The organism is Vicingus serpentipes, from assembly GCF_007993035.1.
GTDB classification, from domain to species: domain Bacteria; phylum Bacteroidota; class Bacteroidia; order Flavobacteriales_E; family Vicingaceae; genus Vicingus; species Vicingus serpentipes.
Genome location: NZ_VOOS01000004.1, coordinates 72,044 through 96,126, shown reverse-complemented (window position 1 = coordinate 96,126; position 24,083 = coordinate 72,044). Strand labels below are relative to the sequence as shown.

The window sequence follows — 24,083 nt, the reverse complement described above, 5'->3', positions numbered from 1 at the left end:
ATCTGGTATTCAAAATTTTAATATGTTCTGCAAACTTGTTGCCAAAGGTAAAAGAAATATAATCGACTTTAAATTTTAAATGGAGTTAATTCGTCAGCAATTTTTCTGTCGTTTGATAAGCGAGGCAATTTATTTTGACCACCTAATTTTCCAATACTTTTCATGTAATCATTAAAAGCATTTGGTTTTAATGGGGTGATTTTGAGTGTACTTAACATATCTCCTATTCTTAAGTCTTTATAATAAGAGTTTTTACCTTGCAGTAAAGTATCTATTTTATTTGCAATGTTTTTTAAATCAACGCCTTCAGTTGTAAACTCAACAAACCATTCGTGGTATGCGATTCCTCCTTCTGGAGGATTTACTTGAGGAGCAACGTGGTATTCTTTTACTTCAATTTTTAATTCTTCTGTAGCTTTTTGCAAGGCATAATCAACTTCTTCACCAATTACATGTTCTCCAAACGCAGAGGTAAAATGTTTTATTCTTCCAGAAACAACAATCCGATATGGATTTAAAGAAACAAATTTTACCGTATCTCCAATACTATAGCCCCATAGACCTGCATTGGTATTTAAGATTAAAGCATAATTTTTATTTAGCTCTACATCTTTTAATGAAATTCGAGAAGGATTTTCATCAAAATATTCATCAGCAGGAATAAATTCAAAAAAGATACCTGCATTTATGTTTAGCAATAATCCTTCTTCTTTTTGAGAGTCTTGAAAAGCAATAAACCCTTCAGATGCTGGATAGGTTTCTATGCTGTCGATATGTTTTCCAATTGTGCTTTCAAATTTTGCTCGATAAGGCTCAAAATTTACTCCCCCATAAATAAACAACGAAAATTCAGGAAATATTTCCGCAATGTTTCTTTTTCCGGTAGTTTCTATCAGCTTGTCAAAATACATTTGAACCCATGGCGGAATACCAGAAATTAGGGTCATTTTTTCATTTACAGTCTCTTTAATTATTGCACTTATCTTAGTTTCCCAATCATCTATACAATTGGTTTCATAAGAAGGCAACCTGTTTTTTTGTAAGTAACTAGGAACATGATGAGCTACTATGCCGGATAATCTTCCAACAGGAACTTTAAGCGAATTATCTAATTCAGGACTTCCTTGTAGAAAAATCATTTTACCATTAACAAAATCAGTTTTTTTGGTTTCGTTGATGTAACATAAAATAGCATTTTTAGCTGCTTTGATCTGTTCGTTTAACGATTCTACTGTGTTTGGAATATATTTAGCTCCTGAAGTAGTGCCTGAGGTTTTAGAAAAGTAATTAGGTAAGCCAGGCCACAATATATTTTCTTGTCCTGCTTTTATTTTTTCGATGTAGGGTTTTAAATCTTCATAATCTTTAACAGGAACATTTTTTTTAAATGATTCATAGTCTGTTATCATTTGGAAATTATGATCTTTTCCGAATTCTGTATTTCCCCCTTGTTTAATAAGGGTTGTAAAAACTTTTTCTTGAGAAACAATTGGGTTATTGCTCCATTTTGCAATTTTATTGCAAACGAATTTAGCGTAAAGTAAACTAAGGGAAGCTTTTATGCTCATTTTAAAAATTATTGTTAACGAAGTTAATCAGATTTACACAAAAAAAAAATCCCAGAGAAATTAATCAATGGGATTTTTAGTAATCAAAATAAACTATTTTAAATAGTCATAATATCTTTTTCTTTAGCATCAATTAAAGCATCAACTTTAGCAATAAAAGTATCGGTAAGTTTTTGAACACTTGCTTCAGCATCTTTACTCATGTCATCGCTTAAACCATCGTTATTCAATTTTTTTATTTCATCATTTGCATCTTTACGAGAATTTCTAACTCCAACTTTTGCATGCTCTCCTTCCGCTTTCGCTTGTTTAGTTAAATCTCTCCTACGCTCTTCTGTTAGCATAGGCACATTAATTAAAATGCTTTCTCCATTATTTTGTGGATTTAGACCTAAGTTTGCATTTATAATAGCTGTTTCAATTGGTTGAGTCATACTCTTCTCCCATGGTTGAACAGAGATTGTTCTACCATCTAAGGTGTTTACGTTTGCAACTTGAGATAAAGGAGTCATTGAGCCATAATAGTCAACCATAACGCTACTAAGCATCATTGGACTAGCTTTTCCCGCACGTATTTTTTGTAATTGCTTTTCAAGATGAACTAAAGCTGCTTCCATTGCCTCTTTAGTTGAATCAAGTATAAATTGTACGTCTTCGTTCATAATGATAAATTTTTATCAAAAATAACTAAAATTATAATTTTACGACTGTTCCTATTTGTTCTTGTTGAGCGATAACTTTTTTCAGGTTCCCTGGCGTGTCCATATCAAAAACAATAATTGGTAAGTCATTTTCTTTACATAATGTAAATGCTGTCATATCCATTACATTCAGACCTTTTTCATAAACTTCATCAAAAGTAATGGAGTCATATTTAGTTGCTGTTGGATCTTTTTCTGGATCTGCTGTATAAATCCCATCAACTCTAGTTCCTTTTAAAATCACATCTGCTTCAATTTCTATTGCTCTTAAACTTGCAGCTGTGTCTGTTGTAAAATAAGGATTACCTGTTCCAGCTCCAAATATTACTACTCTTCCTTTTTCTAAATGGCGAACTGCTCTTCTTTTTATAAAAGGCTCAGCAATTTCTTTCATTTCAATTGCTGTTTGCAATCTTGTTTTTACATCTGCTGCCTCTAATGCTGATTGAAGTGCCATACTGTTTATAACGGTTGCTAACATTCCCATGTAATCTCCTTGTGTTCTCTCCATTCCACCTTCTTCGGCTTGAATACCTCTAAAAATGTTTCCTCCTCCAATTACTATTGCAACTTCAACTCCTTGGTTTACTATTTCTTTAATTTCTTTTGCGTACTCAGATAAACGATTGTTGTCAATACCAAATTGTTTGTTACCCATTAACGACTCTCCGCTGAGTTTTAGTAGAATTCTTTTAAACGCCATATTTTATTTTATTAATTTTTGGGCAAAAAAAAGAGAGAATTTAAATTCTCTCTTTTTAATAATTAAATATGTTATCCTAACATTATTCGCTTAAAGCTAGTAACGGTTAATCCGCTTTCAACTTCAGCTAATGCTTGACTTACAGTTTTTTTGTTGTCTCTTAATGACGGTTGGTTTAATAAAGTATTTTCTTTTAAGAATTTCTTTACTTTACCTTCAGCAATTTTATCAACCATTTCTGCAGGTTTACCTTCAGCTAATGCTTGTTCTTTACCTACTTCTAATTCTCTAGCAATAGTAGCTTCGTCTACTTGATCTTCGTTTAATGCGATAGGAGCCATAGCAGCAACTTGCATTGCAACTTGTTTTCCTGCATCAGCAATTGCATCTCCACCTTTGTTTAACCCAACTATAGAAGCTAATTTGTTACCAGGGTGATTATAAGCAACTACATGCTCAGCTTCAACAACTTCAATTGCAGAAACATCAATTTTTTCGCCTATAACACCTGTTTGCTCAATAATTTTATCACCAACAGTTAAGCCGTTTCCAGCATAACTTAAAGCTTTAACTGCATCAACGCTAGTAGCGTTGTTAGCAATTGCTAAGTCTAAAATAGTATTAGCAAAAGCACCAAAATCAGCGTTTTGAGCTACGAAATCTGTTTCACAGTTTACAACAACCATAACAGCTTTTTTACCATCTGCTGTAGTTTTTGCAATAACTAAACCTTCATTAGCATCTCTATCACCTCTTTTAGCGGCAACCTTTTGTCCTTTTGCTCTTAATATATCAATGGCTTTTTCGAAATCGCCTTCAGCTTCTACTAAGGCTTTTTTGCAGTCCATCATACCTGCACCTGTTTGTTTACGTAATTTGTTTACGTCTGCTGCTGTAATGTTTGACATTTTTATCTTTTATTTAATAAGAATGAATTAATCTTTTTTTTCTGTTTCTGCTACTTCTTCAGCTTTCTTTTCAGCTTTAGGAGCTTTTTCAGTCTTTACTTTTTCTCTTTCTTGTTTTCTTTCTGCTAAAGCTTCTGTAATACTTCCGCAAACAAGATCAATAATTTTTTCGATAGACTTAGAAGCATCATCATTCGCTGGAATAGGGAAATCTACTAAAGTAGGATCTGAATTCGTATCTACTATAGCAAATGTTGGAATACCTAATTTCTTAGCTTCAGCAATTGCAATGTGTTCTTTCATAATATCAACTACAAAAATTGCAGCTGGTAATCTAGTTAAATCAGCAATAGAACCTAAGTTTCTTTCTAATTTTTCTCTTTGACGAGCAATTTGTAAACGCTCTCTTTTTGATAATGTAGCCATTGTACCATCTTCACCCATCTTATCGATAGTAGCCATTTTTCTAACAGCTTTTCTAATAGTAACAAAGTTAGTTAACATACCACCTGGCCATCTTTCAGTCACGTAAGGCATGTTAATATTTTTGATTTTGTCGGCAACAATGTCTTTAGCTTGTTTTTTTGTAGCTACGAACATAATTTTTTTACCTGATTTTGCAATTTGACTAAGAGCAGCAGAAGCTTCCTCTAATTTTGCAGCAGTTTTATGTAAGTCGATAATGTGAATACCATTACGCTCCATAAAAATGTAAGGAGCCATTTTAGGGTTCCATTTTCTTTTTAGGTGACCAAAGTGTACACCTGCTTCTAGTAATTCTTGAAAATTTACTTTTGACATTTGTTTATTGTTTACATTCTTTAATAACTCAATTCTTGTAGTAGGGCATATGCCATCTCAAAAATTTAGATACTAAACAATAGATTATAAAATTCGGCTTTATGCCAAATATCTTAACGTTTACTAAATTGGAATTTTTTACGAGCTTTAGGCTGTCCTGGTTTTTTACGTTCAACCATTCTAGGATCTCTAGTTAATAAGCTTTCTGGTTTCATTAATGCTTTGTTATCTTCATTAATTTTTACCAATGCTCTAGCTATTGCATGTCTAACAGCTTCTGCTTGACCATTGATTCCACCACCATATACATTAACTTTAACGTCAAATGTATCTTTTGTTTCAGTAGCAACAAATGCTTGTTGTACTTTACCTTGTAATATAGATGTAGGAAAAAACACTTTGTAATCTTTTTTATTAACTGTAATGTTTCCTTTTCCTTTAGAAAGGTAAACTCTAGCTACAGCTGTTTTTCTTCTTCCCGTTGCGTTAGTAACTTCCATGCTTATTATTTAATCTCTGTTAATTTTAATGTTTGAGGTTTTTGAGCTTCATGTGGATGTTCTGCACCAGCATACACAAATAAGTTTTTGTACATAGCTCTACCTAATTTATTTTTTGGCAACATTCCTTTTACAGCTTTTTCAACCATACGAATAGGATTTTTAGCCATTACTTCTTTAGCCGTAGCACTTTTCTGACCACCAGGGTATTCAGAATAAGTAATGTATTTTTTATCTTCCCACTTGTTACCTGTAAGGTTAATGTGTTCTGCGTTTATAACAATAACGTTATCACCACAGTCAACATGAGGAGTGAAATTTGTTTTATGCTTACCTCTAATAAGGTTTGCAACTTTACTACCTAGTCTTCCTAGTGTTTCGTCTTTAGCATCTATTAATACCCAGTTTTTATTAACTGTAGCACTATTTGCTGAAATTGTTTTGTAACTTAATGTGTCCACGTAAATATACTTTTAATCAATCAGTTATTACATTATACCCTAAATTGGGGCTGCGAATTTATGACTATTTTTTTAATGCACCAACATTATTAACAATTTATTTGTTAATAATTGAATAAAATAGAACAAGAAGGCTTTAAAATAAAAAACTTCTTAAAATAATATTAAGAAGTTTAATGTATTGAAAAGAATAAGGAGTTTATTTTAATTCCCCTGTATCTTGTGCTTTTTTATTGTATTTCTTTTGTAGAATAAGCCAATAGAATAATCCTACAAATCCTAATGCTATAAATGCATAGTTTGGAATGTTTCCTAATTTTTCAAAAACTCCGAAAAATGCATAAAAAACATCTTTTAACCAGTAAACAAAATCAGCCATAATATTAATTTTAGACAACAAATTTAAAACTAATCTTTAATTAACAAAACAAAAAAAGAACTTATTTAATTAATATTACAAAATGCTTCTCGAAATTTTTAAATCTAATAAGAGTATAGTTGGAGTATTAGTTGTAATACTTTCAATTGTTTTGTGGATGCCTGGTTTTTTTATTTCACAAGAAGTTATTTTAAAAACCCAGGTTGCTAATTTTAATGGGATTGATTTTTTATTTTCCCCAAGATGGCTAAATATTATTATAACGTCTTTGTTAATTAGTGGGCAAGCTATTTATTTAAACTATATTGTTAGCACTAATAAGTTACTTAAATCTAACTCTTTTTTAGTTGCAGTATTTTATGTGTTGCTTAATGGTGCTGGCTTAGTTTTATTTTCTCTTAACTTATTATTAGTTGTTAATACTCTTGTGTTGTTGTTAATTCATCAACTTTTTAAGTTGTACAACTTACAACAAGCAAATGCTACTATATTTAATGTAGGTTTTTTTCTTGGTTTAGCTGTCGTTCTTTATAATCCATTTATTTTGCTTTTGCCACTTGCAATTTTTGGAATAGCTTATGTTAGAACTCCCAAAGGAAAAGATTTTCTAATATTGATAATAGGATTTTTAGTGCCATTTATTTATTGGGTTACTTATTTATATTTAAACAATCAGCTTATTTTTACTATTGATAATTATCTGCTTTTTCATTCCGACAAAATTGATAAAGTAATTATTAAAAACTATTATTTTTTAAGTTTTGTGAGTTTCCTTTCTATTTTGGCAATATTTAATCTAATACTTTTAATAGGTAGAAATGTTGTAAAAACTAGAAAATTGTTAATGATGGTATTTCTTTTAATGGGAGTAAGTGCGTTAACTTATTTTTTTAAATTACAAGATTTACGTTTTACATACCTTATTTTAATTGTGCCATTATCTATTATTTTGGCTAACTTTTTTACAGGTATTAAAAAAAGAGCGATTGGAGAATTAGCGTTTATGCTCCTATTAGTATCTATAATATTAGACTACTTTTTATAGAAATTCATATCGGTTACATACTTAAATACTGGTTCAGTTAATAAGTAGCGCACATCTTTTTTATCTTTAATCGCTTTTCTGATAAAGCTAGCTGAAACTTTCATTACAGGAGCATCACAAACAATTACATTTTTATGTTGAGCCAAAGTGTTTTCTGTTTCAGTTTGCTCAATTACTTCAGTCCTTTCTTGTTCAGTTAATGCTCTAGGATAAACATAAATCATATGATTATTTAAAATCTGATCAAAGTTTTTCCATTTATGAAGTGTGCGTAAGTTATCTTCACCCATAATAAGTGAAAACTCATGCTTAGGATGTTTTTCTTTAAGATAGGCTAAGGTGTTAGAAGTATAAGAAGGTTGAGGAAGCTTAAATTCTATATTTGAAGCGGTTAGTTTAGTGTTGTCTTCAACAGCAATTTCAACCATGGCTAAACGATGGTAATCTTCCAGTAAAGTATTTTTTTTCTTTAAAGGATTTTGCGGGGTAACGACTAACCAAACTTGATCAAGCTCAGTAAAATCTGCCATATAATTAGCAATAATTAGATGACCGACATGAATAGGGTTGTATGTGCCAAAGTATAAACCTATTTTCATGGCTAACCTATTTCTTCAAAAACGATTTTACAATGTGTAAGGCTTCTTTTTGAGATTCTTCAAGATTAGAGTTTACTATAATAGTATCAAACCATTTTGCATAAGATAATTCTTTACCCGCTTTGGCTAATCTTTTTTGAATTTTTTCTTCATCCTCTGTTCCCCTTCCTCTTAATCTTTCTTCTAAAGCTTCCATTGAAGGGGGTTGGATAAAAATAGCCATCGCTTTTTCACCAAAATGTTTTGTTAAACTTAATCCTCCCTCAACGTCAACGTCAAAAATTACATTTTTTCCGCTATTCCAAATTCTGTTAATTTCAGTTTTTAAAGTTCCATAATAATTATCTTTATAAACTTCCTCCCATTCTACAAATTCATTGTTGTCAATTCGTCTTTTAAAATCTTCAGTAGATAAAAAATGATAGTCAACACCGTCTTTTTCATTTTCTCTTTTTTCTCTATTGCATGCCGAAATTGAAAATTCTAATCCTAAATCTTGCTCTAACAAAAATTTAGTAATTGAAGTTTTTCCTGCTCCCGATGGGGCACATAAAATAATACACTTTCCTTCCATCTTCCTTTATAATATGTTTAATGCTTGTTCTTTAATTTTTTCTAGCTCATCTTTCATTTTCACCACAATTTTTTGAATGTCAGCGTGGTTAGCTTTAGAGCCTAAGGTATTAATCTCTCTTCCAATTTCTTGAGAAATAAAACCTAATTTTTTTCCTTCAGAAATATCAGAATTTAGGGTTTCTAAAAAATAATTGCAGTGAGTTGTTAGCCTAGTTTTTTCTTCAGTAACATCAAATTTTTCGATGTAAAAAATTAACTCTTGTTCAAACCTGTCGTTGTTGATGTTTTGTTCACCAACAGCTTCTTTTAAGTGGTTGCTAATTCTTTCTTTTACTGTAGTTATTCTTTCTTCATCATATTGTTCTACCTCAGCTAAAAGCGAAACAATATTATTTATTCTTAACGTAAGCTCTTCAAGTAATGATTTTCCTTCGTCTCTTCTAAAATTATCGAGAGCAATAATAGCTTCTTTTATTGTTTTTTCAATTTCTACCCATTCAGTTTCGTCTAATTCAGACTTTTCTGATTTATAAACGTCAGGCATTTTAGCAACAATAGAAACAAGATTTTCATTAGTAGTTGCTTCATTTAAATCTGCTAAAACATCTTTCAGTTCGGTATAGTATTTTTTAAAAAGGTCTTTGTTTAGGTTAACTGATGATTGTTCAGCTAGTAATTCTACATAAAGATTAAACTCGATCTTTCCTCTCTCCAATTCTTTGTTAATCAATGATCTAACCGGCAATTCTTTTTCCTTATAAAAAGAAGGCATTCGTACAAACATGTCAGCCTGTTTACTGTTTAGCGATTTTATTTCTACGCTAATTTTTTTGTTATTTACTTCGGCAGTTGCTTTGCCAAAGCCAGTCATCGATTTAATCATAAATTATTTTTGAACTACAAAGTTAATAAACCTATTGGTTTTTTGATGAGATTGGCTTACTAACTAAGTAAACCCCACTAAAAATTAAAATAGCAGCAATTAATTTAATCCATGTAAAACTGTCTTTTCCAACAGAAATAGCAAAAAAAGCAGCAATAACTGGTTGTAAATAAATATATGTAGAAACGGTTGATGGGCTTAGTTTTTTAAGGCCATAAATATTAAATAAGTAGGCAAAAAATGTTGTGCCAATAATTACAAATAAAAATTTCAACCAAATTTCTGGGTTGAATGAACTCCATTCTATTTCACTAGCTTGTGAAATCCCGAATGGGAGCACATAGATAAATCCAAATGTAAATACCCATTTAATTACAGTAATGGGTTTGTACTTGCTCATTAGTGGCTTAACCAACACTAAATAGATACCATACGATAGAGCATTTAAAAATATAAAAGTATCGCCAACAATAGTGTCTGAGCCAAAAGCAAATCCTTTTTTAAATAAAAGAATAATTAATGCTCCAGCAATACCTAGTGTAATACCTAGAATTTTGTTTGCGGTGATTCTAGTTTTTAAAATTATGGCAGAAACAATTAAAACTAATATGGGGTTAGAGGTCATTATTATTCCTGCATTTATGGGATTGGTTAAGTTTAAACCATAAAAAAACATCATCTGATTTGCGGCAACACCAAAAAATCCGCAAACGGCAAGTTTTAATAAATCTTTTTGCTCAACTTTTTCTTTAATATAAGAACCAATAGCAAAAAAGAGCATCAAAGCACCAAGAACTCTACAAAATATAAAACCAAAAGGTAAAATATAAGCAGGCATTACATCTTTAGCTATAGAATAATTTATGCCATAAATTAAATTTGCACCAAGAATTGCCAAATGAGCTTTTAAGTTTGTACTCATATCAGTTTAGCTGCTGCTTCAATTATTTTTTTAGCATTTCCAACAAATATTTCAGAATTGATAATAATTACCGGACGTTTTAAAAAAGTATATTCATCAAGAATTAATTTTTTAATGTCAGTTTCAGATAAATCTTTATTTCCAAGGTTTAATTCTTTGTATTTCATTGCTCTACGGCTAAATAAGCTTTCGTACGACCCACTCATTTCTGCCATTTTCTCTAACTGAGCTTCAGTTATTTTATTAGTTTTGATATCTTGATATTCAAAAGAGTCATCAAGACCAAGATCTTTTATAATTCTGTTGCAAGTAGAACAAGTAGATAGGTAATAAATTTTTTTCATCGCTAAATTTTATAATGTCCAAAAGTAATAAAGTAACCGATTTATTTTCAGCAAAAAGAATTGCAATTCCAATTGCTATTGGATTTCTAGTTGCTGGTTATATGCTTTGGGATAAAACAAATTGGAAATCACTACAACAAATTGATTGGACTTATGAAATGTTTGGGTGGTTACTTGTAGCTGTTTTAATGATGGTGATTAGAGATTTAGCCTACATGTATCGAATTAAAGTACTGACCGAGAATGTCTTATCTTGGAGAAAAAGTTTTGATGTAATCATGTTATGGGAATTTGCTTCTTCAATTACACCTTCAGTTGTTGGCGGAAGCGGGGTAGCAATGTTCATACTAAATAAAGAAGGAATTAGTTTAGGAAAGAGTACTGCTGTAGTTATGGTTACAGCTTTGTTAGATGAATTGTTTTATGTGATTATGGTGCCTTTGGTTATTCTCTTAATAGGGACTCAACATCTTTTCCCCATTGAATTAAGTAAAACAGTATTTGGCATTACACTTTCTACCAAGGAAATTTTTATGGTTGGCTATGTATTCATTTTGTTTTTGGTGACGTTAATATTTTATGGAGTATTTGTTAATCCTCAGCGATTAAAGAATAGTTTAGTAAAGCTTTTCAGTATTAAAATTTTACGCAAGTGGCAAATAAAAATTGAGAAGTTAGGAGATGATTTAATTCAAACCTCTGCAGAGCTTAAAAATAAATCATTCTTATTTTGGGTGAAAGCTTTTGGAGCAACTATTTTTTCTTGGACTGCTCGTTTTTGGGTTGTAAACTTTTTAATCTTGGCGTTTACTGACGTCTCGAGCCATTTTTTAATTTATGGTAGACAATTGGTAATGTGGGTAATTTTATTAATTAGTCCAACACCAGGAGGTACTGGAGTTGCTGAATTTGCTTTTAATGGTTTTTTACAAGACTTTATTCCTATTGGATTAGCAGGATTGTTGGTCGTGTTGTGGAGATTAATCAGCTATTACCCTTATTTGTTTATTGGTGCATTTGTTTTGCCAAAATGGATAAAGAGAATTAACTAGGCCTTAATTCCAATTACACAAACATCATCCAATTGTTCTAGATCACCCTTCCATTCTTCAAAAGCCTCATCTATTAATTGCTTTTGTTTTTCAATTGTTTCGTTTTGGATTGAAAGCAGTAATTTTTTAAAGTTAGCAGCTTTCATTTTTTTCCCTTTTTCTCCGCCAAATTGATCTGAATACCCATCAGAAAAAATATAAACACTATCGCCTTTTTGTAACTCGATTGTATGGGTAGTAAAAGCTAAATTCTCCGAATACTTTCCAATAGGTTGTTTGTTAGCTTTTACTTCTTCTATTTGCGTAGCGTTTTTTCTAATAATCCATAAGGGATTGTTAGCGCCAGCATACTTTAAAACATTGCCTTCTAAACTACAAAGAGCAATGTCCATTCCATCTTTTACCTCATCTTCACTTTTTTCAAACTCAGAAATTACAATCTCCCTAGTCTTATTTAGTATTTCTCCTGGGTCAGTTAATCCATGCTCTCGTACACTTCTATTTAATCCATTATTGCAAATTACACTCACCATAGCTCCAGGAACACCATGTCCAGTACAATCTGCAGCTGCAAATAGTATTTTATTATCTTTGAGTTCTAGCCAGTAAAAATCTCCAGCAACAATGTCTTTGGGTTTGTATAAAATAAAACTTTCTTGTAAATATTCTTTAACTAATTTATTTGGAGGTAAAATAGCATTCTGAATCCGCTTTGCATACTGAATACTATCTGTTATTTCTTTGTTTTTTTCTTCCAGCTCAGTATGAGCCAACTCAATTATTCCTTTTTGTCTACGAGTAACATTTAACCTATTTATTACAAAAAATAAGAAAATACCCACTAATCCTAATCCACTTGCAGTTGCATAAGTGATTATTTTTTGTTTAGCTTTTGCTTCTTTTTCTATAGCTAATTGTTTCTCATGTTCTTTGTCATTAATCGCTTGCTCTTTTTCATATTCATACTTCGCTTGTTGTTGGGCTGCTGCTCTAATATTTTCTTCGCTAGCTATACTATCACGCATTTGTATTTCAAGGTTGCGCATTTCAAAAGCTTCTTTATACTTTCCTTGTTTAGTCGCAATTAAACTTAAAAGTCCAGCGTTTCTTTCGATTAGACTAGGAAAACCTATTTCTTTTGCAAGCTGCAATCCTTTTTCAGCCATAGTTCTTGCTTTGGCAAATTCAGAGTTTTGATAATTATCAAGGCCAATATTGTTATAGGAAGAAGAAGCTCCTTCTTTATCACCAATTTCTTCTCTGATTTTTATGCTTTTTAGCCAATATTCTTCATTTAGAGATTTATTTCCAAGAATTTTATAGATATATCCAATATTGTTGTAGGATGAAGCCATACCTCTTTTGTCACCAATTTCTATAGAGATATTTAGGCCTTTAAAACAATATTCAAGAGCCTTTTCTAAATCATTTTTTGCTTGAAAAACACCTGCAATATTATTATAAGAGCCAGACATTCCTAATTTATCTTTATTAGAAATTCTTATTTCTAAACTTTTTTGATAATACTCCAATGCAAGGTCTAAATCTTTTTGTATTTTATAGATTTGGCCAATATTATTTAAAGAAACCGCAGCCCCTCTAATATCACTTAATTCTTCTTGTATTTTTAATCCTTTATGAAAATAATTTAGAGCTAAAGCTATATCTCCTTGGTTTTTGTATATACCTCCAAAGTTATTATATAGTATTGCTAATCCCTTTTTATCATTTAATTCCTTTCTAACTTCAAGGCATTTGTGATTATAAAAAAGAGCGGAATCAATATCTCCATTATTCATATGAATAAAGCCAAGATTATTTAAAGCACTCGCTAAAGACTTTTTTAAGGTAAGAGATTCTTTTTTAGATGTATTTTTTGATAGAGAATTTTTAATAAGAGAGTACTGATAATATTGATACTTTTCCCAATCGTCATGCATCATGTTTTCACAAATACTACTTAATGATTGTATTTTAAGTGTATCATCTTTTGTTGAGTGAAATAATTTTAATGAATTATCAATTAATTCTTTATCTCCTTTAGTTAAATCGTCTAAGTCTAAACTATCAATTAAATAAAAAGTTTTATCAGCAAAGTTTTGAGTAGTCCCTAAGAAGGGAATTAAGAAAAATAATATGATTAGTTTTTTTTTCATTTTTAGAAATCTAAAATAGTTGAATTTTTTCAGTTAGGCAATAGTGTTTATCTTTTAAACAAATGAGTACTTTTGCCTTCACATTTTATGGCAACAATAAAAGAAATACAAGCTCCTATAGCTGAAGAAATGGAAAAATTTGAATCTTGGTTTCGAGATTCGATGAAAAGCCGTGTTTCTTTATTGAATAATATAATGCACTATATTATTAAGCGTAAAGGGAAACAAATGCGTCCGATGTTTGTTTTCTTATCGTCAAAACTTTTTGCCCCTGCGAATGACTCCACTTATCGTGCGGCATCTATGATTGAGTTGTTGCATACCGCAACTTTAGTTCATGATGACGTAGTAGATGATTCTAATAAGCGAAGAGGTTTTTGGAGTATAAATGCCATTTGGAAAAATAAAATTGCAGTTTTAGTTGGAGATTACCTACTTTCAAAAGGATTGTTGTTAGCAGTTGAGAATAAAGAGTATGATTTATTAGAAATCATGTCAAACTCTGTAAGAGAGATGAGTGAAGGAGAACTGTTGCAAATTGAAAAAGCTAGGAAATTAGATATTACGGAAGATGTTTATTTTGATATTATTCGTCAAAAAACGGCAACGTTGATTGCTTCTTGTTGCGCTGCTGGTGCAAATGCTGCTAAAGCAACACCTGAGCAAGTTGAGAAAATGCGTTTATTTGGAGAGTATACAGGTATTGCTTTTCAAATAAAAGATGATTTGTTTGATTATGGTAGCGATGGTAAAACAATAGGAAAACCTACAGGCATAGACATAAAAGAAAAGAAAATGACTTTGCCATTGATTTTTGCCTTGAGTAAAGCTAGTTTTTTCGAAAAACGAAAAATGATAAGTATAGTTAAACACAATAATAACAATACAAAAAAAGTAAAACAAGTTATTGATTTTGTAATAGCAAGCGGAGGGTTAGATTACGCCCAAAAAGCTATGCTAGATTACAAAGAAAAAGCTTTGACTATATTAAAAGAGTTTGAACAAAACGAAGCAAACATGGCGTTGGCGAATCTTGTTATATATACAACCGAAAGAACCAAATAAACATTAACGTTCAATTTATTATTTTTGAATAAACAATTGTAAAAAATGAAGAATTTTCTAATCATTTCACAAATCGCTTTCCTTTTATTTTCATGTGCTCCAAAAGAGATTGAAAAGATTGAAGCAAGTTTTGAAGATGGTAAACCAAAGTTAGTATGTGTATATCAAAATATTGATGGGGTTGATGTTAAAGTTAAAGAAAGAGAACTTTATAATAATGGCAATGTAAGAATGGAAGGAGTAGTAAAGGATGGACAAAGAGAGGGGTTATGGAAGGTTTATTTTGATGAAGGTACTTTATGGAGTGAAGGCACTTATAAAAATGGAAAAAGAAACGGTGAGGCAAAAAATTACTTCCCAAATGGTAAGTTAAGATATGAAGGATTTTTTACTGATGATAAAAAATCAGGACATTGGAAATTTTATGGTGAAGATGGAAAATTATTAGAGGAGAAAGATTTTTAATGATTCCAAAAAGTACCATAGACGAAATATTTGACGCGGCATTAATTGAAGATGTTGTCGGAGAGTTTGTTGCGTTAAAAAAGCGTGGAGCTAACTACTTAGGTAATTGTCCATTTCATAACGAAAAATCCCCCTCTTTTACTGTTTCTCCTGCAAAAGGAATTTATAAATGTTTTGGATGTGGCAAAGCTGGAAACTCCATTAATTTTATAATGGAACATGAGCATTATTCTTATCCAGAAGCTTTACGTTACTTAGCCAATAAGTATAATATAGAAGTTGAAGAAGAAGAGCAGACAGATGAACAAAAATTGGCAGCAAACGAAAAGGAAAGTTTGTTTGTTGTTTCTAATTATGCTTCAAAATATTTTAAAGACCAAATGCACAATTCCCAAGCCGGAAAGGCAATTGGATTGAGCTATTTTAAAGAGCGAGGATTTAGAGAAGATATTATTGAAAAGTTTGAGTTGGGGTACAGCCCAGATGAATGGAGTGCTTTTACAGATGAGGCTTTAAAGAATGGTCATAGTATTGAATTTCTTGAAAAATCAGGTTTAACAATAGTTAAAGAAGAGAAGAAATTCGATCGTTTTAAAGGACGAGTAATGTTTCCTATTCATAACCTTTCAGGAAGGGTTTTAGGATTTGGAGGTCGTATTTTAAAAACTGAGGCAAAAGCTGCCAAATATTTAAACTCACCAGAATCAGAAATATACCATAAAAGCAAGGTGCTTTATGGTATTTATTTTGCCAAAAAGGAAATTATACAGCAAGATAATTGCTACTTGGTAGAGGGTTATACTGACGTTATTTCTTTACATCAATCAGGTGTTGAAAATGTAGTTTCTTCTTCAGGAACTTCTTTAACGGAGGGGCAAATACGATTAATTAAACGTTTTACCGAAAACATTACAATTCTTTATGATGGAGATGCAGCTGGATTAAAAGCTTCCTTTAGAGGTATTGATATGATTTTGCAAGAAGGGATGAATGTGAGGGTTGTTCTTTTTCCTGATGGTGAAGACCCGGATTCTTATGCTAAAAATCATTCTTCAAATGAGTTAATAGCATATATTAAAGAGCATGCTCAAGATTTTATTCGTTTTAAAACTTCGGTTTTATTAGAAGAAGTTGGAAATGACCCCATTAAAAAAGCTGAATTAATTAAAGAAATTGTTGCTAGTATTGCAATAATCCCTGATCAAATTAAACGTTCTATTTATACGCAAGAATGTAGTTCGCTGCTTGATATAGGTGAGCAGGCATTAATTAACGAAACAAATAAAATTTTACGGGGTAAAGCTTCAAAGCCTCAACAGCAACATTTTGATGATGGTCCACCACCAATTGAAGACTTTTACGAACCACAAGAAGAAAAAAGCTCAAGTATTTCAAGTAAGGTAGCACATTGGGAGCATGAAATTATAAGGTTATTAATTTCTTATGGAGCCGAAATAATTACAGTAGATGTGTTGGGTGAAAATGAAGAAATTCAACAACAAGAAGTAACAGCTGCAGTTTATATTCTGTCTAATATTAATGGTGACGGATTAACGTTTGACAACCCAATACTACAAGAAGCTTTTAATCATTATGTTGAGATGGTAAATGAAGAACGAATTCCAACACACCAAGATTTTATCAATAATTTAAATCAAGATATAAGTAGATTAGCGATTGATGTTCTATCAAACAAATATGAAGTGAGTGAAAATTGGAAAAACCACGGCATTTTTGTTAAAACTGAAGAAAGCCAGGTTAAAATGGCAATATTTAATAGTGTTTTCGCCTTTAAAGCCACGAAGGTAGAATATTTACTTGAAGAGATCGGTTCACAACTTAAAATAGAAAAGAACGATATAGAACAAATTAGGCTAATGACTGAATATAAGCACCTAAAAGGTGTGCAGCGCCAATTGTCTGAAAAACTAGGTCGAATTATTTTAAAGTAATATCATAATTTTTCTTTTGTTGTTTATTTATAAAACAACTTTATTGTGCCTTTTAATTTATCATTTCAAAATAATGTATTGAATTTTGGTTTTTATAATAAAAATACAGAATTAAATTTTGAATTATAAAACATTGTTCTTTATATTTGCATTGATTTTCAGTTACCACTCACCCAGTGAATTGTAATTGTTTATAAAGAAGAAGCGAGAGAATAGGCTCTTTGACCTTCTGGCAACCAACTAAAAGTTCTGTAAAAAGAATTGGAAAACCGGTGCCAAATCCTATCCGCGATGTTGCGGAACATATAAAAAATTGCAAAATGAAAACGAATTATTCATCAATTAAGACAAAAAACTTACTACAAGTAAGTTGTGTTTCTAATTTGCCTTTAAGGGCTCATCATAATTGTGTAGTGCCATTTATGTGCTGTTGTTTCAGTCATTAACATTACCATTTAGTTATTCAATTATTTTCTCGAAAACTTAGGTAATGTTTCTCCAAAACAAAGGAGACAACTATATCTTAAAATCTCATTTTTTATTTTTTAAAATGTTACTACAAACTTATAAATACAACAAAATATTCGGATTAGAATCTGGAGAATCGCTACAAAAGATAGAGATTGCTTATACTACTATAGGTAAGTTAAACTCAACAGGCGATAATGTGATATGGATAACACATGCTTTAACAGCTAATTCAAATCCTGAAGAGTGGTGGAATGGATTAGTTGGTAAAGGCAAATTTTATAATCCTGAAAACTATTTTATTGTTTGCGCAAATGTTTTGGGGTCGGCTTATGGATCTACAGGACCTTTGTCAATTAATCCTGATAATGGAAATAAATATTACCATAGCTTTCCTCAACTTACTATTCGAGATATTGTAAATGGATTTGAGCTGTTGAAAGATTATTTACAGATTAAAAAAATTCAAACTCTTTTAGGCGGTTCATTAGGCGGGCAACAAGCGTTAGAATGGAGCATTATAAATCCATCTTTAATAGAGAATTTAATTTTAATAGCTACTAATGCAAAGCATTCTCCTTGGGGAATTGCTTTTAACGAAAGTCAACGTTTAGCAATTAAAGCTGATAGAAGTTGGTATTCTTACAGCGATGATGCGGGTTTAAAAGGGTTGAAAGCAGCTCGTTCTATTGCATTATTAAGCTATCGTAATTACAATACTTATCGAGCAACTCAAGAGGACAATAGAGAGGGAATTGATTGTTATAAAGCTTCGTCTTACCAAAATTATCAAGGTGAAAAATTAGTTAATCGCTTTAATGCTTTTTCTTACTGGACCTTAAGTAAGGTGATGGATAGTCATGATGTGGGTAGAGGCAGAGGAAGCATTACTAAAGCATTAAATCAAGTTAAAGCAAACACATTAGTTGTAGCTGTAAATTCTGATTTATTGTTTCCAGTTTCTGAGTCAATTTTAATAGCAGATAGCATTAAAGATGCTGAATTGGAAGTAATAGATTCATTATATGGTCATGATGGATTTTTAATAGAAACAGACCAACTAAAAGAATTATTTGAAAAATTTTATTTAACACAAAAATTAAAAACTAAACGATATGAGTACGCTTAATAAAAATATAGGATTAATTGGCTTTGGAGTTGTAGGTCAAGGATTTTACAGCTACTTAGAAGAAAATAAAGAAGAAAAGCTGTTGCCTAAAATTGTTATAAAAAACAACAATAAAGAAAGAGATGAAGTAAAAGCTAAATTTATTACGGAGGCAGATGAAGTTATTAATGATAAATCTGTTGAAACTGTAGTTGAATTAATTAGTGATGATAAAGAAGCATTTGATATAGTTACTAAAGCTTTAAAAGCTGGTAAAAATGTAGTTTCTGCAAACAAAAAAATGATAGCTAACAATCTAGAAAAATTACTTGAACTAGAAAATAAAAGTAAAGGAAGATTTTTGTATGAAGGAGCTGTTTGTGGAAGTATTCCAATTATTAGAACCTTAAATGATTATTACAGTTTAGATACTGTAACTCAAATTCAAGGGATATTTAATGGGTCTACAAACTATATTCTAACACAAATATTTAAGGATAATGTTTCTTATCAAGAATCATTAGCGAAAGCACAAAAGTTAGGTTTTGCAGAAGCTGATCCAACTTCTGATGTTAGTGGAAGTGATGCCTTGTATAAGTTGCTGATTTTAACTACTCATGCTTTTGGAAAATTTATTTCTCCATCTAAAGTGTTAAAAATTGGGATTCAAAATATTACTGACAGTGATATCGCATTTGCTCGAGAAAATAATTTAAAAATTAAATTAATTGCTTCGGTAAAATCGAACAACAATAAACTATGGTTATCAGTATTACCAACTTTTATAACTAACGATAGCGTTTTTTATAATGTTGACAATGAGTTTAATGCTGTAGAAGTTGTTTCAGAAAGTATAGGAAAACAAACGTTAATTGGCAAAGGAGCGGGTAGTTTGCCAACAGGGCAAGTAATTTATAGCGACTATAAAGCACCAGAAAACTATAAATACAAGTATGATAAAATTTTGTCAGGAAAGCGAATTAAGTACGAAACTCAAGAATTTATTTGGGTTTATTCTGATAAAATAACCCAGTTTGAAAAATATATTGAAGAGGTTGTAATTATCAACAAATCAGAAGGGTATGCTAAAGTGAGTATTGCTGACTTAATTAAAATTCAAGAAGAGTTATTGGATGAAAAATTATCTCTTATAGCACTTACAGATGAAGCTTTAAAGCAGTTAAATAAAAAATATGAATTCGCTTATGCGTTACAATATGCTTAACAATGAAAAGTTTTAGAACAGAATTAGAAGATTTAAATAATTCAGTTGTTGAGAAAGATATTATTGATTTAGAAAGAAGAATTCGTCTTTTTAAAGAAGGTAAGATCAATGAAGAAGGCTTTAGAAGCTTACGATTAGCTCGTGGAGTATATGGGCAACGTCAGTTTGGAGTTCAAATGGTTAGAATTAAAATACCTTTTGGCAAAGTTACTTCTGAGCAATTACATAAAATAGCTGATGTTTCGGATGAATATTCGCGAGGAAGGTTGCACATTACAACTCGACAAGATATTCAGATTCATTATGTGAGTTTAGATAGAACACCACAGTTATGGGCAGAACTAGAAAAAAGTGATATTACCTTAAGAGAGGCTTGTGGAAATACGGTAAGAAATATAACGGCATCTGAAACTGCAGGAATTGACCCTAAGGAACCTTTTGATGTTTCGCCATATGCTGATGCTGCGTTTAAATTCTTTTTAAGAAATCCAGTTGGGCAAGATATGGGCAGAAAGTTTAAGCTTTCTTTTTCAGGAAGTGATGAAGATACGGCATTAAGTTATATGCATGATTTAGGTTTTATAGCAAAAACCAAAATTGAAAATGGAGTAATTATTCGAGGTTTTAAGGTGTTAATTGCAGGAGGATTAGGTTCTCAACCTCGATTAGCAGACGTAGCTTATGAATTTTTAGCCGTAGAGCAAATAATACCATTTATAGAAAGTGTGTTAAGAGTTTTTGATCGATATGGTGAAAGGGCAAATAGGAATAAAGCACGATTTAAATTTTTAGTTAGAGATGTTGGATTAGATAGGCTAAGAGAGCTGATTGAGGAAGAACAGAAGGCCTTATCTTATCTAACTTACCCAATTGATACATCCGCTTATGATGTGCCAGTAGAAATTCCAAGTCCTACAATTTTTAAAGTAAAAATTGAGGATGAAAAAGCATACGAAAAATGGAAAAAAGTAAACGTAATTAAACAAAAGCAAGAAGGGTTGTATGCTATTGGAATAAAAGTTCCATTAGGAGATTTTTATACGGATAAAGCTAGAAAGTTAGCAGATTTAATTCGTGATTATGCTGGAAATGAGTTAAGGTTAACATTACGACAAGATATTTTAATAAGACATGTAAAAGAAGAATTATTGCCTTTTTTCTATGTCGAATTAAAGCAATTAGGGTTTACTGAAATTGGTTATAATTCTACGCATGACATTACAGCTTGTCCGGGAACAGACACTTGTAATTTAGGTATTGCTAGCAGCACAGGAATAGCATCTGAATTAACAAAAGTGCTTAAAGAGGAATACCCTGAATATGCAAAAAATAAAGAGATTACAATAAAAATTAGTGGTTGTATGAACGCTTGTGGGCAACATACCATTGCTCATATTGGGTTTCAAGGAATGTCAATCAAATCTGGTGAATTAGTTGCTCCTGCTTTACAAGTTTTGTTGGGTGGAGGAATTCTAGGAGACGGAAAAGGAAGATTTGCTGATAAAGTGATTAAAATTCCAAGTAAACGAGGTCCAAACGCTTTAAGGTTGCTGTTGGATGATTATGAAGATAACATTATTGAAGAAGAATCTTTTTTAACGTATTATGATAGACAAGGCCAAAAATATTTTTACGAATTATTAAAACCTTTATCAGATACATCAAACCTAAAAGAAGATGAATTTATTGATTGGGGATACGATAAAGCTTATGTTAAAGCAATTGGAGTTGGTGAGTGTGCTGGCGTTGTGTTGGATTTAGTAAGTACTATTTTAGTAGAGAGTAAAGAAAAATTGACTTATGCTCAAGAAGCCTTAAATGATGAACAATGGGCAGATAGTATTTATCATTCTTACACGTCTTTAATCAATTCAGCAAAAGCTTTGTTAGTTGCCGATGGAATTAAAACGAATACCCAAGCAGGAATTATAGCGCAATTTGAAGAACAATTTGGAACAAAACAAGCACTAAAATTAGAAACTACATTTTCGGAGTTGGTTTATCAAATTAAAGGGAATAAACCAACAGCAGAATTTGCTTTAAAATATTTAACAGATGCTAAATCGATACTTAAAAATATTGAAGAGTATAGACTAGAATCAGAACTGAAAAATTAAAATGAAATCAAAAGTAACATTAGTAGGAGCAGGGCCAGGAGATCCAGAGCTTTTAACACTAAAAGCAATTAATGCGATAAAAAATGCAGATGCAATTCTGTATGATGCATTAATTAATAAAGCAGTTTTAAAACATGCTAAATCTTCTGCAAAACTAATGTGCGTTGGTAAAAGAGTGGGTAAACATAGCTTTGGACAAGATGAAATTAATAAACTAATCATAGATCATGCTTTTAACTATGGCAAAGTGGTTAGATTAAAAGGAGGAGATCCATTTATTTTTGGAAGAGGTTATGAAGAATTGCAATATGTTGAATCTTTTGGGATAGAAGTAAATGTAATTCCTGGTATTTCAAGTTCAGTGGCAGTTCCTGCTTCTCAGAAAATACCTGTAACTCATCGAGGAGCAAGTCAGAGTTTTTGGGTGTTAACAGCTACTAATAAAAATGGAGTACTTTCAGAAGATATAAAATTAGCTGTTCAAACTAACTCAACGGTAGTTATCTTGATGGGTGTAAACAAGTTAACACAAATTGTTAATCTTTATAAAAAACAAAATAAAGGGAATGTACCGATTGCTATTATACAGAACGGAACATTAAAATCTGAAAAGGCAATTTATGGTACGTTAAATACAATTGAAAGATTAAAAATTGAAGAAAACATTCAGTCGCCAGCAATTATTATTATTGGTGAAGTAGTGGCTTTAAAGCAAGAAGTATTGATTAATGAAATCTCAAATTTGAATTATTATGGAAACTAAAAATACATTGTACCCTATTTTTTTAAAACTGGACAAAATAGATGTTTTAATTATTGGAGCAGGAGAGGTTGGATTAGAAAAATTAACCTACATATTAAAAAGTAGTCCTCAAGCAAATATTACTGTTGTATCTAAAGAGTTTCATTATAAAATTATTGAGTTATCTCATTTTTATAGTAACGTTGTATTGATTGAAAAAGAATATCACAAAACAGATATTGAAGGAATTAATTTGTTAATTGTAGCTACTGATGATAGAGCGTTAAATGTTAAAATTAAACAAGATGCTGAACGTCTTGATATTTTAACAAACGTTGCTGACGACCCCGAATTATGTGATTTTTATTTGGGGAGTATAGTTACAAAAGGAGCTTTGAAATTGGGTATTTCTACAAATGGACAATCACCAACTTTGGCTAAAAAAATGAGAATGTATTTTGAAGATGTGATTCCTGATGAAGTAGAATTTTCTACTAAATTATTAAACTCAATTCGAAAAAAAATAAAGGCTGATTTACATCATAAAATTGAAAATTTAAATAATGTAACTATTGCCCTTAATAGTAATTCAAAAATTGTTGATGAATTAACATTGGTAAAAAAAGATTTCAAAATATATTTAAACTAATGAGTGTGAGTAATATAAAAAGACAGATTTCAGCAGAAGAAATAAAAAAGCTAAACAAAAAGTATAACTTACTTTCTGTGGAAGAAAGAATAGAAGAATTGTATAAAGATTTTGATGCGACGGAAATAATGTTAACATCTTCTTTTGCAGCCACTTCTGCTTTTTTATTGCGTGTTTTTTCTAAAGTAAATTCAGCACAAAAAATATATTTTATCGATACGGGATATCATTTTGATGATACATTACAATATAAAGAAGAATTGACAAAGCTTTATGCCTTAAATGTAGAAAGTATTGGTGCAGAAAAATGGAAACATGATTTTACAACTAAAGATGAAACATGGAAAAAAGACCCTAATCTTTGTTGTTCAATAAATAAAGTAGAGCCTTTAACTTTAATAAAAGAGAATTTTACTGTATGGGTTTCTGGGTTAATGGAATGGCAAAGCGATCATAGAGCAAGCTTAGATATTTTTGAAGACCGTGGAGGAATATTAAAATTTTACCCATTATTAGATGTCTCAAAAAAAGACAGAGAAAAGTATATTAAAACAAATAAGTTACCTTTCCATCCTTTGGTATCTAAAGGATATTCTTCTATTGGTTGTAAACACTGTACTGTTCCCGGAAAAGAAAGAGATGGAAGATGGAATAATAACCCTAAAACGGAGTGTGGATTACACTTGTAAAAAAT

Annotated in this window: 25 protein-coding genes and 1 riboswitch; of the genes, 11 read left to right on the top strand and 14 right to left on the bottom strand. The window is 31.0% G+C overall.

What is annotated here, in order from left to right:
- Nucleotides 1-68: 68 nt before the first annotated feature.
- The 8 genes from FRY74_RS09205 to FRY74_RS09170 all read right to left on the bottom strand — a co-directional run bounded on the left by FRY74_RS09205 (nt 69) and on the right by FRY74_RS09170 (nt 6,021).
- Nucleotides 69-1,568, bottom strand: a complete 1,500-nt coding sequence (locus FRY74_RS09205) for a GH3 auxin-responsive promoter family protein (protein WP_147100765.1) — start codon at nt 1,566-1,568, stop codon at nt 69-71.
- 98 nt (nt 1,569-1,666) lie between these two features.
- Nucleotides 1,667-2,230 carry a ribosome recycling factor gene (frr, locus tag FRY74_RS09200; protein WP_147100763.1) on the bottom strand — a complete coding sequence of 188 codons (564 nt, stop codon included), beginning with the start codon at nt 2,228-2,230 and terminating at the stop codon, nt 1,667-1,669.
- A 31-nt stretch (nt 2,231-2,261) separates the two neighbouring features.
- On the bottom strand, nt 2,262-2,972 hold the full coding sequence (pyrH, locus tag FRY74_RS09195) for a UMP kinase (protein WP_147100761.1): 711 nt from the start codon (nt 2,970-2,972) through the stop codon (nt 2,262-2,264).
- A gap of 71 nt (nt 2,973-3,043) precedes the next feature.
- Complete coding sequence (tsf, locus tag FRY74_RS09190; RefSeq protein WP_147100760.1) at nt 3,044-3,880, bottom strand: translation elongation factor Ts; 837 nt, start codon at nt 3,878-3,880, stop codon at nt 3,044-3,046.
- Between the two features lie 27 nt (nt 3,881-3,907).
- A complete protein-coding gene (gene rpsB / locus FRY74_RS09185) occupies nt 3,908-4,681 on the bottom strand; it encodes a 30S ribosomal protein S2 (protein WP_147100758.1) in 774 nt (257 codons plus the stop codon).
- A 113-nt stretch (nt 4,682-4,794) separates the two neighbouring features.
- Nucleotides 4,795-5,181, bottom strand: coding sequence for a 30S ribosomal protein S9 (rpsI, locus tag FRY74_RS09180; protein ID WP_147100756.1), 387 nt, complete (start codon nt 5,179-5,181; stop codon nt 4,795-4,797).
- A 5-nt stretch (nt 5,182-5,186) separates the two neighbouring features.
- Complete coding sequence (gene rplM / locus FRY74_RS09175; RefSeq protein ID WP_147100754.1) at nt 5,187-5,642, bottom strand: 50S ribosomal protein L13; 456 nt, start codon at nt 5,640-5,642, stop codon at nt 5,187-5,189.
- 199 nt (nt 5,643-5,841) lie between these two features.
- Complete coding sequence (locus FRY74_RS09170; RefSeq protein WP_147100752.1) at nt 5,842-6,021, bottom strand: hypothetical protein; 180 nt, start codon at nt 6,019-6,021, stop codon at nt 5,842-5,844.
- Between the two features lie 82 nt (nt 6,022-6,103).
- On the opposite strand from FRY74_RS09170, the gene FRY74_RS09165 reads away from it, so the two are divergent.
- Nucleotides 6,104-7,066, top strand: a complete 963-nt coding sequence (locus tag FRY74_RS09165) for a DUF6427 family protein (protein WP_147100751.1) — start codon at nt 6,104-6,106, stop codon at nt 7,064-7,066.
- Here the strand turns inward: FRY74_RS09165 and nadD are convergent.
- Genes nadD through FRY74_RS09140 form a run of 5 tightly spaced genes read right to left on the bottom strand, consistent with a single transcriptional unit; the run spans nt 7,054 to nt 10,390 of the window.
- Nucleotides 7,054-7,665: a nicotinate (nicotinamide) nucleotide adenylyltransferase gene (nadD, locus tag FRY74_RS09160; protein ID WP_147100749.1), complete on the bottom strand. Its 612-nt coding sequence runs from the start codon at nt 7,663-7,665 to the stop codon at nt 7,054-7,056. The genes FRY74_RS09165 and nadD overlap by 13 nt on opposite strands.
- Nucleotides 7,666-7,672: 7 nt before the next feature.
- A complete protein-coding gene (gene gmk / locus FRY74_RS09155; protein ID WP_147100748.1) occupies nt 7,673-8,239 on the bottom strand; it encodes a guanylate kinase in 567 nt (188 codons plus the stop codon).
- 6 nt (nt 8,240-8,245) lie between these two features.
- Entirely contained in the window at nt 8,246-9,124 is an 879-nt protein-coding gene (locus FRY74_RS09150; protein WP_147100746.1) for a YicC/YloC family endoribonuclease, read from the bottom strand.
- A 31-nt stretch (nt 9,125-9,155) separates the two neighbouring features.
- Nucleotides 9,156-10,046, bottom strand: coding sequence for a DMT family transporter (locus tag FRY74_RS09145; RefSeq protein ID WP_147100744.1), 891 nt, complete (start codon nt 10,044-10,046; stop codon nt 9,156-9,158).
- Nucleotides 10,043-10,390, bottom strand: a complete 348-nt coding sequence (locus FRY74_RS09140; protein ID WP_147100743.1) for an arsenate reductase family protein — start codon at nt 10,388-10,390, stop codon at nt 10,043-10,045. Before FRY74_RS09140 ends, FRY74_RS09145 begins: the two co-directional genes overlap by 4 nt.
- Nucleotides 10,391-10,404: 14 nt before the next feature.
- Here FRY74_RS09140 and FRY74_RS09135 point away from each other — a divergent pair, with 14 nt between their 5' ends.
- Nucleotides 10,405-11,442: a lysylphosphatidylglycerol synthase transmembrane domain-containing protein gene (locus FRY74_RS09135; RefSeq protein WP_147100741.1), complete on the top strand. Its 1,038-nt coding sequence runs from the start codon at nt 10,405-10,407 to the stop codon at nt 11,440-11,442.
- On the opposite strand, the gene FRY74_RS09130 is transcribed toward FRY74_RS09135, so the two are convergent.
- Entirely contained in the window at nt 11,439-13,598 is a 2,160-nt protein-coding gene (locus FRY74_RS09130) for a tetratricopeptide repeat protein (RefSeq protein WP_147100740.1), read from the bottom strand. The genes FRY74_RS09135 and FRY74_RS09130 overlap by 4 nt on opposite strands.
- Before the next feature lie 87 nt (nt 13,599-13,685).
- On the opposite strand from FRY74_RS09130, the gene FRY74_RS09125 reads away from it, so the two are divergent.
- From FRY74_RS09125 to FRY74_RS09085, 9 genes are all read left to right on the top strand, one after another.
- Nucleotides 13,686-14,663, top strand: coding sequence for a polyprenyl synthetase family protein (locus FRY74_RS09125; protein WP_147100738.1), 978 nt, complete (start codon nt 13,686-13,688; stop codon nt 14,661-14,663).
- A gap of 45 nt (nt 14,664-14,708) precedes the next feature.
- Nucleotides 14,709-15,128 carry a toxin-antitoxin system YwqK family antitoxin gene (locus FRY74_RS09120; protein WP_147100736.1) on the top strand — a complete coding sequence of 140 codons (420 nt, stop codon included), beginning with the start codon at nt 14,709-14,711 and terminating at the stop codon, nt 15,126-15,128.
- Nucleotides 15,128-17,080 (top strand): DNA primase, encoded by a 1,953-nt coding sequence (dnaG, locus tag FRY74_RS09115; protein ID WP_147100735.1) that lies wholly within the window; start codon nt 15,128-15,130, stop codon nt 17,078-17,080. The genes FRY74_RS09120 and dnaG overlap by 1 nt, the downstream gene beginning before the upstream one ends.
- 188 nt (nt 17,081-17,268) lie before the next feature.
- Nucleotides 17,269-17,392: riboswitch (SAM riboswitch) on the top strand.
- 238 nt (nt 17,393-17,630) lie between these two features.
- Nucleotides 17,631-18,677, top strand: a complete 1,047-nt coding sequence (locus FRY74_RS09110) for a homoserine O-acetyltransferase family protein (protein ID WP_147100733.1) — start codon at nt 17,631-17,633, stop codon at nt 18,675-18,677.
- Nucleotides 18,664-19,881, top strand: a complete 1,218-nt coding sequence (locus FRY74_RS09105; protein ID WP_147100731.1) for a homoserine dehydrogenase — start codon at nt 18,664-18,666, stop codon at nt 19,879-19,881. The genes FRY74_RS09110 and FRY74_RS09105 overlap by 14 nt, the downstream gene beginning before the upstream one ends.
- A 2-nt stretch (nt 19,882-19,883) precedes the next feature.
- Entirely contained in the window at nt 19,884-21,998 is a 2,115-nt protein-coding gene (locus FRY74_RS09100; protein ID WP_147100729.1) for a HEPN domain-containing protein, read from the top strand.
- 1 nt (nt 21,999) lies between these two features.
- Entirely contained in the window at nt 22,000-22,761 is a 762-nt protein-coding gene (gene cobA / locus FRY74_RS09095) for a uroporphyrinogen-III C-methyltransferase (protein ID WP_147100727.1), read from the top strand.
- Nucleotides 22,751-23,389, top strand: coding sequence for a precorrin-2 dehydrogenase/sirohydrochlorin ferrochelatase family protein (locus FRY74_RS09090; protein WP_147100725.1), 639 nt, complete (start codon nt 22,751-22,753; stop codon nt 23,387-23,389). The genes cobA and FRY74_RS09090 overlap by 11 nt, the downstream gene beginning before the upstream one ends.
- Nucleotides 23,389-24,078 (top strand): phosphoadenylyl-sulfate reductase, encoded by a 690-nt coding sequence (locus tag FRY74_RS09085; RefSeq protein WP_147100724.1) that lies wholly within the window; start codon nt 23,389-23,391, stop codon nt 24,076-24,078. The genes FRY74_RS09090 and FRY74_RS09085 overlap by 1 nt, the downstream gene beginning before the upstream one ends.
- The last annotated feature ends 5 nt before the right edge of the window (nt 24,079-24,083 follow it).